Origin of the sequence: Pseudomonas sp. MYb327 (genome assembly GCF_040438925.1) — a bacterium.
Taxonomy (GTDB): Bacteria; Pseudomonadota; Gammaproteobacteria; order Pseudomonadales; family Pseudomonadaceae; genus Aquipseudomonas.
Window position 1 is genome coordinate 3,691,142 of the sequence record NZ_CP159258.1, and the last position, 12,386, is coordinate 3,703,527.

The 12,386-nt window shown below is 59.7% G+C and carries 15 protein-coding genes; 9 read left to right on the forward strand and 6 right to left on the reverse strand.

Translation table 11 applies throughout. The features are described 5' to 3' along the window. Positions 1 to 122 precede the first annotated feature (122 nt). Complete coding sequence (locus ABVN21_RS16600) at positions 123 to 1,037, forward strand: LysR family transcriptional regulator (RefSeq protein ID WP_339554186.1); 915 nt, start codon at positions 123 to 125, stop codon at positions 1,035 to 1,037. A 96-nt stretch (positions 1,038 to 1,133) separates the two neighbouring features. On the opposite strand, the gene ABVN21_RS16605 is transcribed toward ABVN21_RS16600, so the two are convergent. The 3 genes from ABVN21_RS16605 to ABVN21_RS16615 are packed head-to-tail and all read right to left on the reverse strand — an operon-like array spanning position 1,134 to position 2,998. Next, positions 1,134 to 1,676 carry a DUF2937 family protein gene (locus tag ABVN21_RS16605; protein WP_339554185.1) on the reverse strand — a complete coding sequence of 181 codons (543 nt, stop codon included), beginning with the start codon at positions 1,674 to 1,676 and terminating at the stop codon, positions 1,134 to 1,136. 12 nt (positions 1,677 to 1,688) lie between these two features. Next, on the reverse strand, positions 1,689 to 2,465 hold the full coding sequence (locus tag ABVN21_RS16610) for a class II glutamine amidotransferase (protein WP_034150022.1): 777 nt from the start codon (positions 2,463 to 2,465) through the stop codon (positions 1,689 to 1,691). Between the two features lie 32 nt (positions 2,466 to 2,497). Continuing rightward, on the reverse strand, positions 2,498 to 2,998 hold the full coding sequence (locus ABVN21_RS16615) for an MFS transporter (RefSeq protein ID WP_339554184.1): 501 nt from the start codon (positions 2,996 to 2,998) through the stop codon (positions 2,498 to 2,500). A gap of 169 nt (positions 2,999 to 3,167) precedes the next feature. Between ABVN21_RS16615 and ABVN21_RS16620 the strand changes: the two genes are divergently transcribed. Next, complete coding sequence (locus ABVN21_RS16620) at positions 3,168 to 5,222, forward strand: S9 family peptidase (RefSeq protein WP_339554183.1); 2,055 nt, start codon at positions 3,168 to 3,170, stop codon at positions 5,220 to 5,222. Between the two features lie 121 nt (positions 5,223 to 5,343). After that, complete coding sequence (locus tag ABVN21_RS16625; protein ID WP_339554182.1) at positions 5,344 to 5,817, forward strand: cyclic nucleotide-binding domain-containing protein; 474 nt, start codon at positions 5,344 to 5,346, stop codon at positions 5,815 to 5,817. Here ABVN21_RS16625 and ABVN21_RS16630 read toward each other — a convergent pair. Further along, positions 5,814 to 6,104, reverse strand: coding sequence for a hypothetical protein (locus ABVN21_RS16630; protein ID WP_339554181.1), 291 nt, complete (start codon positions 6,102 to 6,104; stop codon positions 5,814 to 5,816). The genes ABVN21_RS16625 and ABVN21_RS16630 overlap by 4 nt on opposite strands. Positions 6,105 to 6,200: 96 nt before the next feature. Between ABVN21_RS16630 and ABVN21_RS16635 the strand changes: the two genes are divergently transcribed. The 5 genes from ABVN21_RS16635 to ABVN21_RS16655 all read left to right on the forward strand — a co-directional run bounded on the left by ABVN21_RS16635 (position 6,201) and on the right by ABVN21_RS16655 (position 9,518). Next, positions 6,201 to 6,887: a hypothetical protein gene (locus tag ABVN21_RS16635; protein WP_339554180.1), complete on the forward strand. Its 687-nt coding sequence runs from the start codon at positions 6,201 to 6,203 to the stop codon at positions 6,885 to 6,887. Positions 6,888 to 6,936: 49 nt separating this feature from the next. After that, the gene (locus ABVN21_RS16640; protein WP_007944009.1) at positions 6,937 to 7,308 is read left to right on the forward strand and encodes a YajD family HNH nuclease; all 372 of its coding nucleotides are present in this window, start codon (positions 6,937 to 6,939) and stop codon (positions 7,306 to 7,308) included. 339 nt (positions 7,309 to 7,647) lie between these two features. After that, the gene (locus ABVN21_RS16645) at positions 7,648 to 8,505 is read left to right on the forward strand and encodes a hypothetical protein (RefSeq protein ID WP_339554179.1); all 858 of its coding nucleotides are present in this window, start codon (positions 7,648 to 7,650) and stop codon (positions 8,503 to 8,505) included. Positions 8,506 to 8,578: 73 nt separating this feature from the next. After that, on the forward strand, positions 8,579 to 9,049 hold the full coding sequence (locus ABVN21_RS16650) for an RNA methyltransferase (protein WP_046816778.1): 471 nt from the start codon (positions 8,579 to 8,581) through the stop codon (positions 9,047 to 9,049). 91 nt (positions 9,050 to 9,140) lie between these two features. Then, entirely contained in the window at positions 9,141 to 9,518 is a 378-nt protein-coding gene (locus tag ABVN21_RS16655; protein ID WP_339554178.1) for a DUF2892 domain-containing protein, read from the forward strand. A gap of 127 nt (positions 9,519 to 9,645) precedes the next feature. Here ABVN21_RS16655 and ABVN21_RS16660 read toward each other — a convergent pair whose 3' ends face one another. Together ABVN21_RS16660 and ABVN21_RS16665 are read right to left on the reverse strand one after the other, a co-directional pair. Continuing rightward, positions 9,646 to 10,875 carry a hypothetical protein gene (locus ABVN21_RS16660; RefSeq protein WP_339554177.1) on the reverse strand — a complete coding sequence of 410 codons (1,230 nt, stop codon included), beginning with the start codon at positions 10,873 to 10,875 and terminating at the stop codon, positions 9,646 to 9,648. 144 nt (positions 10,876 to 11,019) lie between these two features. Continuing rightward, a complete protein-coding gene (locus ABVN21_RS16665; RefSeq protein ID WP_034150030.1) occupies positions 11,020 to 11,469 on the reverse strand; it encodes a YcgN family cysteine cluster protein in 450 nt (149 codons plus the stop codon). A 280-nt stretch (positions 11,470 to 11,749) separates the two neighbouring features. Here ABVN21_RS16665 and ABVN21_RS16670 point away from each other — a divergent pair, with 280 nt between their 5' ends. Then, positions 11,750 to 12,343 (forward strand): nitroreductase family protein, encoded by a 594-nt coding sequence (locus tag ABVN21_RS16670; RefSeq protein WP_339554176.1) that lies wholly within the window; start codon positions 11,750 to 11,752, stop codon positions 12,341 to 12,343. The last annotated feature ends 43 nt before the right edge of the window (positions 12,344 to 12,386 follow it).

Here is a 12,386-nt window from a genome sequence, read left to right on the forward strand (position 1 = left end):
TGGTATTGTTCTGAGCCCCGACGACGCCTATCGTGGGAACCGGATGGCCTGATTCTTGGGCGCCTGCCCCTGCTGCGTCCAACTAATAAAAACCCGCCTTAGGCATAAGAAATCTTTATCCCATGAACCTGAAGTTTCTCGAGACCTTCGTCTGGGTCGCCCGACTCAAGAGTTTTCGCCTCACTGCCGACAAGCTCTTCACCACCCAGGCGTCGATTTCCAGCCGTATCGCCGTGCTCGAAGGCGAGCTCGGGGTGAAGCTATTCCTGCGTGATTCACGCGGTGTGAGCCTGACGCCAGAAGGCTTGAAAGTGCTCGATTACGCCGAGCAGATGATGGACACCATGCAGGCGCTCAAGCAGTCGATCGAGACCCGTTCGAGCAAGGCCGGACGGGTACGAATCGGCGTGATGGACACGGTGATCCACACCTGGCTGAGCCCATTGGTGGCGCAGATGACCGATCACTATCCGCTGGTGGAAATCGAACTGGTGGCCGATACCTCACTGAACCTCTGCGATCAGCTGCAAAAAGGCTTTCTCGATGTGATCCTGCAAACCGACCTGCTCCGTCAGGAAAGTGTGCGCAGCCTGGAACTGGCCAGCCACCCGATGGGCTGGATCGTTGCCAGCAATTCCCTCTACAACCGTGAATATTCCGGCATCGCCGATCTGGCCAATGAGCGGATCATCACTTACTCGAAAAACTCTCATCCCCACCAGGAAGTGCTCGCCCTGATGCAGGCCAACGGCGTCATGGCGCCCAGGCTGAACTGCGTGAACTCGGTGTCGGCGATTACCCGATTGCTGCGCGACGGCTTCGGTATCGGCGCGCTGCCACCGGTGCTGGTGGCCGAGGAACTGGCGCGGGGCGAATTGACCTTGTTGGACATCGAGCAACGGCCACCGAATTTGCAGGTTGTGGTGTCGTGGCGGGTGGGTGCGGAATGGGTCGAGGAGATTGTGGCGTTGTGTCAGCAGGTGCTGGAGGAATATGCGTTGAAGGTGGGCGAACACTACATCACCCTGAATCGCTGAAGCCCCCTGTAGGAGCTGGCTTGCCAGCGATGGCGTCCTGTCTGACCCACCGCATCGCCCTGGATCGCTGGCAAGCCAGCTCCTACAGGTTGATTTTTACAACCCGCGCAAATCCCGCTCTTCTATTGGCCGGCTCTGGCGCAGGCGCTTGCCGCCCAGCACCACCCAGTCGATCAATCGGAACAGGCATTCAATGCCGAGCGACAGCAGCAACGCCCCGCTCATCCCCCAGATCATCGCTTCCGGCGTCAACAGGATCTGGTAGCTGTAGCCGTTCCAGGTTTCCTTGCGAATCTCCGGATCAGCGGCCAAAACCACCTGCAGCAAGCGGATGTACCACGGGCCTTGCATCGCCTGGAACTGCTTGTCCAACGCCAACTGGCGAGTCAGCAGGTTGCTCAGGCTGTCGGCGTCGCTACGGAAAATCGGGTCTTCGCTGGCGCGATAATGCGCCACCAGTGCCTGCATATCACCTTTGAAGAACTGATTGGCCGTGCCCTGAAAACCGCTGAGGCTGGTTTGCGCCTCGATCAGATGCGCCTCGACGCGCTTGGCGTAATCGCTGATAAAACCCGGCACCTGGACACCGATCAACAGGCCCGCCGCGAACAACACCAGCCGTAGATAACTGAGCAACATGGGGGAGAATCCTTATTCGGTCTTGCCCTGGCTGACGCATTCGCCGCGTCGCCACAGGCTCCATTGGCCCGGCTCGTAGCGGGTCCAGGTTTCGTTTTCGGTCAGGGGTTCGGTGGCGATCACCGTGACCACGTCATTGGGCGTGGTTTCGGCCTGGAAGTCGACGATCACATCGACGTCTTTCAAGCGCGCCGGGCCGAACGGGGCGCGGCGAGTGATCTGCGCCAGTTTGGTCGAGCAATAGCAGAACAGCCAATCGCCGTCGCTGAGCAGGCAGTTGAACACGCCTTTGCTGCGGTACTCGGCGCAGGCGGCAACCAGATCCGGCAGCAGCTCTTCGACTTCCACCGGTTCGGGAAACGCTGCACGCACCCGGTTGAGCAAATCACAGAACGCCGCTTCGCTGTCGGTATCGCCAACCGGGCGATAAAAACTGGCGGTCGGTTGAAAGTCCGCCAATTGGCCGTTATGGGCGAAACACCAGTTACGACCCCACAACTCGCGCACGAACGGATGGGTGTTGGAGAGACAGACTTTGCCGACGTTGGCTTGGCGAATATGCCCGATCACCACTTCGCTTTTGATCGGGTAGCGCTGCACCAGGTTGGCGACTTCCGACTCACAGCTCGCCGCCGGGTCCTGGAACAGTCGCAGGCCACGGCCTTCATAGAAGGCGATGCCCCAGCCGTCACGGTGCGGACCGGTTCGGCCGCCGCGCTGCATCAGCCCGGTGAAGCTGAACACGATATCGGTCGGCACATTGGCGCTCATGCCCAATAACTCACACATGCTCGGAATCTCGCTTCAAGCCAGGGGCAACGTTACAGACGCGGTTCGACGCGCATACGCTGGGGGTTGCTCGGCACAGGGGGACGACCGTAACGATCATCACCGGCCCCACCGAAAAGATGTTCATCTTCCTCTTCTACTTCGGCACGGGCGGCGGCTTTTGCGGCGGCAGCCTGTTCCTTGCGCGCATTGGTTTTGCGCTCGATAGGGAAGCGAATCGCCACGAACACCAGGTAAATGCCGAAAGCGATCATGCCGTACATGAACAGATCGGAAATTGCCCGCCACGCGTTGTTGCCGACCTTGAACAACAGGTCGAGGGCCGTGATGGCAATGGCCGGGGCGACCTTTTCCTTCACCGGGTCAATGATGGTCGGCGAAAACAACAGCACCGCCACCAGCAACCGCAGCGGCTCACGCAGCCAACGCCACATCCAGCGGGTGATCCGCATCCACACCAACAGGCAGCCCAAAGCGGCAAAGGCGTAGAGGCCCCAAGCGATCAGATAGTCGTTCTCGGTCATGGTGTCCATGGCAAGGCAGGCAAAGAGGCGCTTATAGTAACGACTTTTCGCACGTCAGGCTTGCCCCAATGGCATCGGTCAAGATGCAGCCCTGTAGGAGCAAGCTCGCTTCTACAGGCTCTGCACAGGCCTGCGGTCTGCGAAGCCCCCTATTCAGTACATCGTTCGAGAGCCATCCATGTCCCTATCCGCCAACGTTTCCGACGCCCCGATTGCCCGAAAGGCCGAAGGCTCCGACCCGTATGCCTGGCTCCAGGAGCGCGACACCGACGCGGTGCTCGACTACCTGAAGGCTGAAAACAGCTATCAGGAAGCGCAAACCGCCGATCAGGCCGAATTGCGCGAAACCCTGTTCGAAGAGATCAAGGGCCGGATTCTTGAAACCGACTTGTCCCTGCCCTCGCCGTGGGGTCCCTATCTGTATTACACGCGGACCACGGCGGGCGACGAATACGCTCGCCATTACCGGTGCCCGCGCCCGGCTGACGATGGCCTGCAACTCGATGAAAGCCGCGAACAATTGCTGCTGGACCCGAACGCTCTGGCCAACGGCGGTTTCTTCTCCCTTGGTGCGTTCAGTATCAGCCCGGACCATCAGCGCCTGGCCTACAGTATCGATTCATCGGGCGATGAGATTTACACGCTGTTCGTGAAGGAATTGTCCGACGGACGTGTCAGCGAACTGGAATTCCAGGACTGTGACGGCAGCATGACCTGGGCCAATGACAGCCTGACCCTGTTTTTCGGCGAACTGGACGACACCCATCGCCCGCACAAGCTGTACCGCTATCGCCTCGACGGCACGGCGGCCGAAGAAGTGTTCCATGAGACCGACGGTCGCTTCTTCATGCATTGCTACCGCTCGAGTTCCGAGGAGCAATTGCTGCTGTCCCTGGGCAGCAAGACCACCAGCGAAGTCTGGGTGCTGGACGCCAACCAGCCACAACAAGCCTTTACCTGCATCGCGCCTCGGGTCGAGGACCATGAGTACGACGTCGACCACGGCGCGCTCGACGGTCAGTGGACGTGGTTCATTCGTACCAATCGCGACGGCATCAACTTTGCCCTGTACACGGCAGTCGATACCGGCGTGGCGCCCACCGAAGCCGACTGGAAAAACCTGATTCCCCACAGCGACACCGTGATGATCGAAGGCATGAGCCTGAACGCCGGCGCCATGACCCTGAGTCTGCGCGAGGGTGGCTTGCCGATCATCGAAGTCCACCCGCAAGATCTGCCGAGCTACCGCGTACAACTGCCGGATGCGGCCTACAGCCTGCACGTGCAGAACAGTCTGGAGTTCATCAGCGACAGGATTCGCCTGCGCTATGAAGCGCTGAACCGTCCGGCGCAGATCCGCCAACTGCAACTGACCAACGGTGAACAGAAAGTCCTCAAGGAAACCCCGGTGCTCGGCCCGTTCGACGCCGACGCCTATGTCAGCCAGCGCCTGTGGGCGACCGCACCCGACGGCACGCAAGTGCCGATCAGCCTTGTCGTCAAACGCGAAGCACTTGGTAAGCCGACGCCACTTTATCTGTACGGTTATGGCGCCTATGGCGAAAGCCTTGACCCGTGGTTTTCCCATGCACGCCTGAGCCTGCTTGATCGCGGCATGGCATTCGCCATCGCGCACGTGCGGGGTGGCGGCGAACTGGGCGAAGCCTGGTATCGCGCCGGCAAGCAGGAGCACAAACACAACACCTTCAGCGATTTCATCGCCTGTGCCGAGCACCTGATTGCCAATGGCTTCACCACCGCCAAGCAATTGGCAATTAGCGGCGGTAGCGCCGGTGGCTTGCTGATCGGCGCGGTGCTTAACCTGCGGCCGGAGCTGTTCGGCGCGGCGATTGCCGAAGTGCCGTTCGTCGACGCACTCAACACCATGCTCGATCCGGACCTGCCACTGACCGTTACCGAATACGACGAGTGGGGCAATCCAGAAGAACCGGACGTCTATGATCGGATTAAGGCCTACGCGCCGTACGAAAACGTCACAGCACAAGCGTATCCGCCGACCCTGGTGATCGCCGGCTACAACGACAGCCGCGTGCAGTATTGGGAAGCGGCCAAGTGGGTGGCCAAGTTACGCGCGACCAAGACCGACACCAATCCCCTGCTGCTCAAGACCGAACTCGGTGCCGGGCATGGCGGTATGAGCGGTCGTTATCAGGGATTGCGTGACGTAGCACTCGAATATGCATTTTTGTTCAAGGTTTTGGGTGTTGCCTGAGGAACTTGGCCCGACGAACCGGTCTTAATTCCGGACGCCTCGGGCCGATACAACACTGCCCCCCCCTACAGGGTTTGCGGTAAATCCGGAATAGAACCAGACAACAAAAAGACCGCACGACATGTCAGAACCGACCTTCCTGAACAACGAAATCCGCGATTGGCTAATGGACTGCGGCCTGTTCAATCAGCTGCTGCCGGCCGACTTTGCCGCGGCTTCGGGTTACTTCAGCATCAGCTCCATTGCCCAGGGCGAAGAGATTTTTCATGAGGGTGATGCCGGCAGCTTCATGTGCATCATCCACACCGGCCAAGTGGCGGTGCAGAAGACCACCGGCGACGGGCAACTGGTAACCATCGCCACTTTGCGCAGCGGCCGCTCGTTCGGCGAAATGGCCGTGCTCGACGGCGAACGCCGCTCGGCCAGTTGCGTGGCCGCGAGCAACTGCCAACTGCTCAACCTGGGCAAAGATTCGCTGGAAAAGATGCTTAACGACGCACCGAAAATCGCCGCGAAGATCATCCGCGCGCTCGCCGTCTCCCTATCCAAACGCCTGCGCATGGCCGACGGGCAACTGCTCGCGCAGCAGGTCTAACCGCCCGGCGATTTCCCCTTCGGCGGATTCTGTTCAATTCCCGGCACCGTTTGATCCTTGGTGGGCGGGCTGGGCCTCTCGATCGGCACCAACGGCGGGCCGCCGCTTCCGGGACCGACTCTGGGCATCGGGGCCGGGCTTATTTGCGGATACGGCGTTGGCGTCGCGGTACCCGGCGAACCGGGCGTCAGCGCGGGGCTCACTGGAATGCTTTGTAACTGTTGGGCCTGCGCTGCAGTTATCGAGAGCGCGGCCCAGGCAATGACCGTTAGAATGGTGCGCTTCATCAATGGCTCCGTTGGCCTTGTTGTCTGTTGCAGGCTACTCCCAACTGCGTCCGTTTGCCTTCCCCTCTGCTGCCAATTTTTCCTCAAGTGAGTCCCATGAAACGTTTCGTTCTGCTCGACACCGCCCCTATTCCCGAGAACGGCGGTGCCCTGTGCCTGTTCGAATACGGTGAGGATTTCGTGATCAAGATTCAGGGCGGTGACGGCGGGCAATTGATGAACACACGGATGCACGGCTCCGAGGATGCGCTGGCCGAAATCCCCTGCCGCAAGGTCGCCGGCCGCCCGAATTCACGGGTGTTGATCGGTGGCCTGGGCATGGGTTTCACCCTCGCCTCGGCGCTCAAGCATCTGGGCAAGTCCGCGGAAGTGGTGGTCGCCGAACTGGTGCCCGGCGTGGTGGAGTGGAACCGTGGACCGTTGGGCGAAAAGGCCGGCAAGCCGCTGCTCGACCCGCGTACCGTGATTCGCATGGAAGACGTGGCCAAGGTGTTGCAAGCCGAGCCACAGGGCTTTGATGCGATCATGCTCGACGTCGACAACGGCCCCGAAGGCCTGACTCAGCGGGCCAACAGCTGGCTCTACTCCGCCGGTGGCCTGAGTGCCTGCGCCAAAGCCCTGCGACCGAAAGGCGTGCTGGCGGTCTGGTCGGCCAGCGCGGACCGGCAGTTTTCCGACAAACTGAAAAAAGCCGGGTTCAAGGCCGAGGAAGTGCAAGTCTTCGCCCACGGCAACAAGGGCACCCGCCACACCATCTGGATTGCCGAGAAGCTCAAGGGCTGAGCTAAACTCACTGCATAACCGCCATTAGTCTTTTTACAAAGGTGAACCCATGAGTTCGTCCACCCCTACCAACACGTCGAAGCTGGACCGCATCCTCGCCGACAACCAGCGCGACAAGGAAATGGGCTACCGCGACAAAGCCCTGAAGATGTACCCGCACGTATGCGGCCGCTGCGCCCGTGAATTCTCCGGCAAGCGCCTCAGCGAACTGACCGTGCACCACCGCGATCACAATCACGACAACAACCCCCAGGACGGTTCGAACTGGGAACTGTTGTGCCTGTATTGCCACGACAACGAACACTCGCGTTACACCGACCAGCAATATTTCGGCGAAGGCTCGCTGAGCACGCCGAAAATCGCCAAGGCGACGCATAACCCGTTTGCCGCGTTGGCCGGGTTGATGAAAAAAGAAGACTGAACCCCCACCAAACCTGTAGGAACAAGCTTGCTCGCGATAGCGATTGCACAGGCAACATCTGTGTTGTCTGACAGGCCGCATCGCGAGCAAGCTTGCTCCTACAGCATTTGGTGCGGCAAATCCTGACACCGGACGGCGATAATCTGCCGTCATCGGCAATGACTTCACTTTCTTCCTGCCTTTAAACGTGTCCTGACCGTTACAAAGTCACGCCGCGCCTGCCACCATCCCTGATGGCACTGTTCTTGCCATGTATCAGCTTCCATACATTGAGCCAGTCAAAGTCTTGACCGCTCATGGCGTCCTCTAAATCACATCACATATGGACAGGCCTGATTCATGAACGTCAATTCAACCTTCAACAGCGCCGCCATCTTGGCCTATTACCATTCGGCCGAGGCCAAGACTAAACCCGCTGCCAGCGATACGGATCAGACGGCCGCGAAAAGTAAAAATGACGATTCGCTCAGCCTCTCCAAAACAGCCGCTGACTACAGCGGCACGATTGCCAGCAACGCACCGTTTTTCCCGGTGCGCCCAGGCATGAACGCCGATGCACTGGTGCTGGGTGTCACCCAACCGGGCGCGGTCTCCAGTTCAGCGGGCAAAACCTTTGCGGAAGTGGCCACGGATGCGCGCAAACGGATGGATGAAAAATACGCGCAGATGAAGGCTGGCGATAAGCCTTACAGCGGCAGCGTCGAAGACCGTAACGCGTTGATGGGTGATTTGGATCGACGTTCGCTCAACGCCGTCGCGACCAACGAAGGCGGCCTGTTTTCGAAGGACGAACAGGACGCGGCAAAAGCACTGATGCAACAGCAGGCCCGGCTGGCGTCGGGTTACTACAGTGGCCCCGACGATCAGAAAAAGAACTGGAAAGACCCGTTCGCCAATGACCCGATCGGTCGGGCCAAGGCGGCGATGAACTTCCTCGAAAACATGAGCCCGGAGGAAAAGAACACTCCGCAGTGGCTGTCCCAGCACATGACGCTGCAAGACGCGCTGGATCAGTTCGCCAATGGCAGCAAGGATTCCACCGAAAAGAAATCCGGTCATTTCCATAACCTGGCTGAAATTCTGGCTGGCATCGAAACCGATCCGCAAGCCAGCAAAAACCCGGAGAACGACAAGATCAACAATGCCGGGACCGCCCTGATGGACAGGATCAACGCCCTCATGCCGGCGACGAAGTGACCTTGTCGCTGAATCTGCGGCCCGCCCGTAAACCCCGTATAATCGCGCTTTTTTCCTGAAAGGCGCTTCGCTCGTGGCAGACAAACGGTACAGCTGCATTGGTTTGTATAACCCCAAATCACCGGAGAACGTCGGTTCGGTGATGCGCGCCGCTGGCTGTTATGGCGTGGCGTCGGTGTTCTACACCGGCAAGCGCTATGAGCGTGCCGCCGACTTCGTCACCGACACCAAGCGCGTCCACTACGACATCCCGCTGATCGGCATCGACGACCTGAAGAAAATCCTGCCGCTCAATTGCGTGCCTGTCGCCGTCGAACTGGTTGACGGCGCCCGCCCGCTGCCCGAGTACACGCATCCGGACCGCGCGCTGTACATCTTCGGCCCGGAAGACGGTTCGCTGGATAAAGAGATTCGCGACTGGTGCGAAGATGTGGTCTACATCCCGACCACCGGCTGCATGAACCTGGCCGCCACGGTCAACGTCGTGCTGTACGACCGCATGGCCAAGGGCCTGAACACCCGCTCGGGGCCGAAATTCCGCTGAATCGCCGCACATCCGACGGAACAAGCCGGCCGCCCCGACAGTCAGCTTAACTATCGACACTGAAGCAGCCCTTCCTGCCTGGAGACAGATCATGAGCGAACTCAAACGCGTAGAGCGCATCGAATCCACCCCGTTCCAGACCCATAGCGACCATAACGTTCAGGGCTGGGAGCGCATTGGCTCCCTGGCCGGTGGCGTGGTGATGGTGGGTAAAGGCCTGCGTCGCGGCGGCATTTTCGGTTTGATTCAAGTCGCGATCGGCGGTGTCGCCCTCGCCCGTGGCATTACCGGGCATAGCTCGGCGAAAAGCCTGTTGGAGAAAAGCCGTCAGGACATGGACAACGTGCGGGCGAAGATTCAGCGGGCAGGTGAAGAACTGAAGACGCTGAAGGCCAATGCAGAGGCAGCGACCAAAACGGCGACAGTCACCGGTAATGATTCGTTGAAATCGCCAAAATCCGGGGTTTGATCCAGGATTTGCGGTGACACTTATAGCCTCATCGCTGGCAAGCCAGCTCCTACAGTTGATCGGTGTGTTTCACCATGGGTGTGCCTGATAAATTTCTGTAGGAGCTGGCTTGCCAGCGATAGCGGTATCACTGAAGTAACCCCGTATCCATTACCTTGGAAGACTCGCCGATAACGCTCTCGGCCAATTGAACGAACGCCTTGGTATCAACGCTCCCAAGATGCATCGCCCCTCGCAGCACATCATCCAGAGAACGCTTGTTGCGCGTCTTCAAACGAATCTCGCGATCCAGCTCTTGCAACAACACCACCGCTTTCGAAACCTGCGCCGGGCTGACCTGCTCACCGCGCAGGGTCGTGACTTTCTGACTGTCCGTCACCATTCGGCTCTGCAAACCCTCATAGCGCTCGTCGCTCATGCCACCGGCACGGCGCACCAGTTCGATGGCGTAATACTCGGCAAAGCCTTCGCTGATCCAGTCGCTTCGATGGGTATCGTTGATTCGCCCGAACACCTGCGCCAATTCCCGCACCAGTGCACTGGTGCCACTTTCGCTGACCAGCGGCAGGCGGGTGTTCAAGTAAATCGACTCGTGCGCCGCCAGGCTGCCGCGCCACATCGGATCGTTGGCACCTACAACCAGCAACTTGGTCGGGTGACGAGGAAATACCGCTTGTACCTGCGGCCAGACAAACGTCAGCAGCGTCAGTACGTCCATGCGCCGCATGCCCTGACCGCGCGGGGATGCGACAGTCACTTCGGTCTCTCCCAAGCGCGTTCGACGACTGCCAAGGTGCCCGGCGAGCATCCAGCCCGTGGGCCGATCGAACAGCCGGGAAACGTTGTCGATGCGGAACTTGTTCTTGCCGATCCGCGGCCAGGCGGTTTCGACGCTCTTCCAGCCGCTGGGCAACTCAAACTCAAGGCGCGATACCAGTTCAATGCCGTCTTGCTGATCGAGTTTGGCCGGCGGTACCAGATCCTCGCCGCGCATCAGCGCCCAACTCGAGGTCATACGTGTGTCGAAACTGCCGCTCTTGCGCCCGTGGCTGATGTGCACACGGTAGGTCAGGCTGGCCTTGTCGGCGGCAGGTCGCCATACGCCGCGGGCTGGTTTGCCCGGTGCCAGTTGCCAATCGCCATCGGCCTTGAAATCGCTGTAATGGCTGCCGTCCCCAAGGTCGAAGTCCAGGCTGCGGACTGCCGAGCCTTGGGCCAGGGTCAGGCGAACCTCAGCCTGATCGCTTTGCGGCAACAGGCGCACGTGGTAATCCAGATCGACCTTCTTCGCCGCCCATCCGGGCGAACTTAAGGCCAACAGCCCAACAACCAACGCCAGCCGCCATCCCACAGCCATACACACTCCTAGTGTGGCGAGCGAGCCTGCTCGCGCTGGGCTGCGAAGCAACCCCAAATTCTTGTAAGCAACTTCCAATCTTGTGAGTACTGCGCACTCAAGCGGGAGCAAGCTCCCTCGCCACTTAATAAATAGCGTTGGAAATTAACCCGCCCGGAAAATCAGATGATCTTCCCAATCATCTTCCGGCACACTGCCTTCGGCGAGCATGCGCCCGGACTGGGAAATGCGTTCGTGATGCACCGCGTCGCGGTCACCGCAGACCAGGTGATGCCACAGCGGCAAATCCTTGCCCTCGCTGACCAGGCGATAACCGCAGGTCGGCGGCAGCCATTTGAACTCGTCAGCCTTGCCCGGCGTGAGCTGGATGCAATCCGGTACGAAGTCGCGTCGATTGGGGTAATCGGTGCACTGACAGGTTTTCAGGTCCAGCAGTTTGCAGGCGATACGCGTGTAATAGACGCTGTTGTCGTCTTCGTCCTCGAGCTTTTGCAGGCAGCACAGGCCACAACCGTCGCACAGCGATTCCCATTCCTCTGGATCGAGTTGATCGAGGGTTTTGCGTATCCAGAACGGTTCGACTTTGGCGGCCATGGCTCAAGCATCAACATCAGGTGGTGAAAAGGCCGCCAGTCTAGTGCGCCAGGCCCCGTGGGCCAAGCATTGGCGACTGTCGGTAGAGCAAGACTTGTCAGTTGGAGCGCCGCCAAGTAGTTTTGCCAGTCGCCAGGAGCCAGACCTGCGTGCCATTAACGCTCAACCGCGTTGCATTCCGGTGAACCGCCTCGGCTCTCGACAGACCTCACCGCCCAGCACAACTGCGCCCGCAGGTTTCTGATATCCCTCACTTTCATACGTAGCAAGGAATCTCTTGATGAGTGCAAACCCACGCGTTGCCGAATACGCCATCCATCCTCAGTTCACCGATCGCTGGTCGCCCCGCGCTTTCACCGGCGAAGCCATTCCGGTCGAGACCTTGCTGAGCTTTTTCGAAGCCGCGCGCTGGGCGCCGTCGGCGTACAACTCGCAACCTTGGCGTTTTCTTTACGCGCGTCGCGATACACCGAACTGGGAGCGTTACCTGGGCCTGTTGAACGAATTCAACCGCAGTTGGGCGCAACACGCTTCGGCCTTGGTGATCGTGGTCTCGAAAACCACTTTCGCGGTGCCTGGCGCTACCGAGGAAACCCCGGCCCTTTGGCACACCTTCGACACCGGTTCGGCCTGGGGCCATCTCGCGCTGCAAGCGAGCATCAGCGGCTGGCACACCCACGGCATGGCCGGTTTCGATCAGGAGCTGACCCGCAAGGAGCTGAACATTCCTGAAGGCTATGCGCTGCACGCCGCCGTGGCGATCGGCAAACTGGGCGACAAGTCGACACTGGCGGACTACCTGCAAGCCCGTGAAGAACCGAGCCCGCGCCGGCCGTTGAGCGAACTCGCTGCTGAAGGCGACTTCACCCTCTAGGCCACCGTGCAAAAAACAATGTGGGAGCGAGCCTGCTCGCGAT

Coding starts and splice junctions, on each gene's coding strand:
- ABVN21_RS16600 (WP_339554186.1), top strand. CDS start 123: ATGAACCTGAAGTTTCTCGAGACCTTCGTCTGGGTCGCCCGACTCAAG.
- ABVN21_RS16605 (WP_339554185.1), bottom strand. CDS start 1,676: ATGTTGCTCAGTTATCTACGGCTGGTGTTGTTCGCGGCGGGCCTGTTG.
- ABVN21_RS16610 (WP_034150022.1), bottom strand. CDS start 2,465: ATGTGTGAGTTATTGGGCATGAGCGCCAATGTGCCGACCGATATCGTG.
- ABVN21_RS16615 (WP_339554184.1), bottom strand. CDS start 2,998: ATGGACACCATGACCGAGAACGACTATCTGATCGCTTGGGGCCTCTAC.
- ABVN21_RS16620 (WP_339554183.1), top strand. CDS start 3,168: ATGTCCCTATCCGCCAACGTTTCCGACGCCCCGATTGCCCGAAAGGCC.
- ABVN21_RS16625 (WP_339554182.1), top strand. CDS start 5,344: ATGTCAGAACCGACCTTCCTGAACAACGAAATCCGCGATTGGCTAATG.
- ABVN21_RS16630 (WP_339554181.1), bottom strand. CDS start 6,104: ATGAAGCGCACCATTCTAACGGTCATTGCCTGGGCCGCGCTCTCGATA.
- ABVN21_RS16635 (WP_339554180.1), top strand. CDS start 6,201: ATGAAACGTTTCGTTCTGCTCGACACCGCCCCTATTCCCGAGAACGGC.
- ABVN21_RS16640 (WP_007944009.1), top strand. CDS start 6,937: ATGAGTTCGTCCACCCCTACCAACACGTCGAAGCTGGACCGCATCCTC.
- ABVN21_RS16645 (WP_339554179.1), top strand. CDS start 7,648: ATGAACGTCAATTCAACCTTCAACAGCGCCGCCATCTTGGCCTATTAC.
- ABVN21_RS16655 (WP_339554178.1), top strand. CDS start 9,141: ATGAGCGAACTCAAACGCGTAGAGCGCATCGAATCCACCCCGTTCCAG.
- ABVN21_RS16660 (WP_339554177.1), bottom strand. CDS start 10,875: ATGGCTGTGGGATGGCGGCTGGCGTTGGTTGTTGGGCTGTTGGCCTTA.
- ABVN21_RS16665 (WP_034150030.1), bottom strand. CDS start 11,469: ATGGCCGCCAAAGTCGAACCGTTCTGGATACGCAAAACCCTCGATCAA.
- ABVN21_RS16670 (WP_339554176.1), top strand. CDS start 11,750: ATGAGTGCAAACCCACGCGTTGCCGAATACGCCATCCATCCTCAGTTC.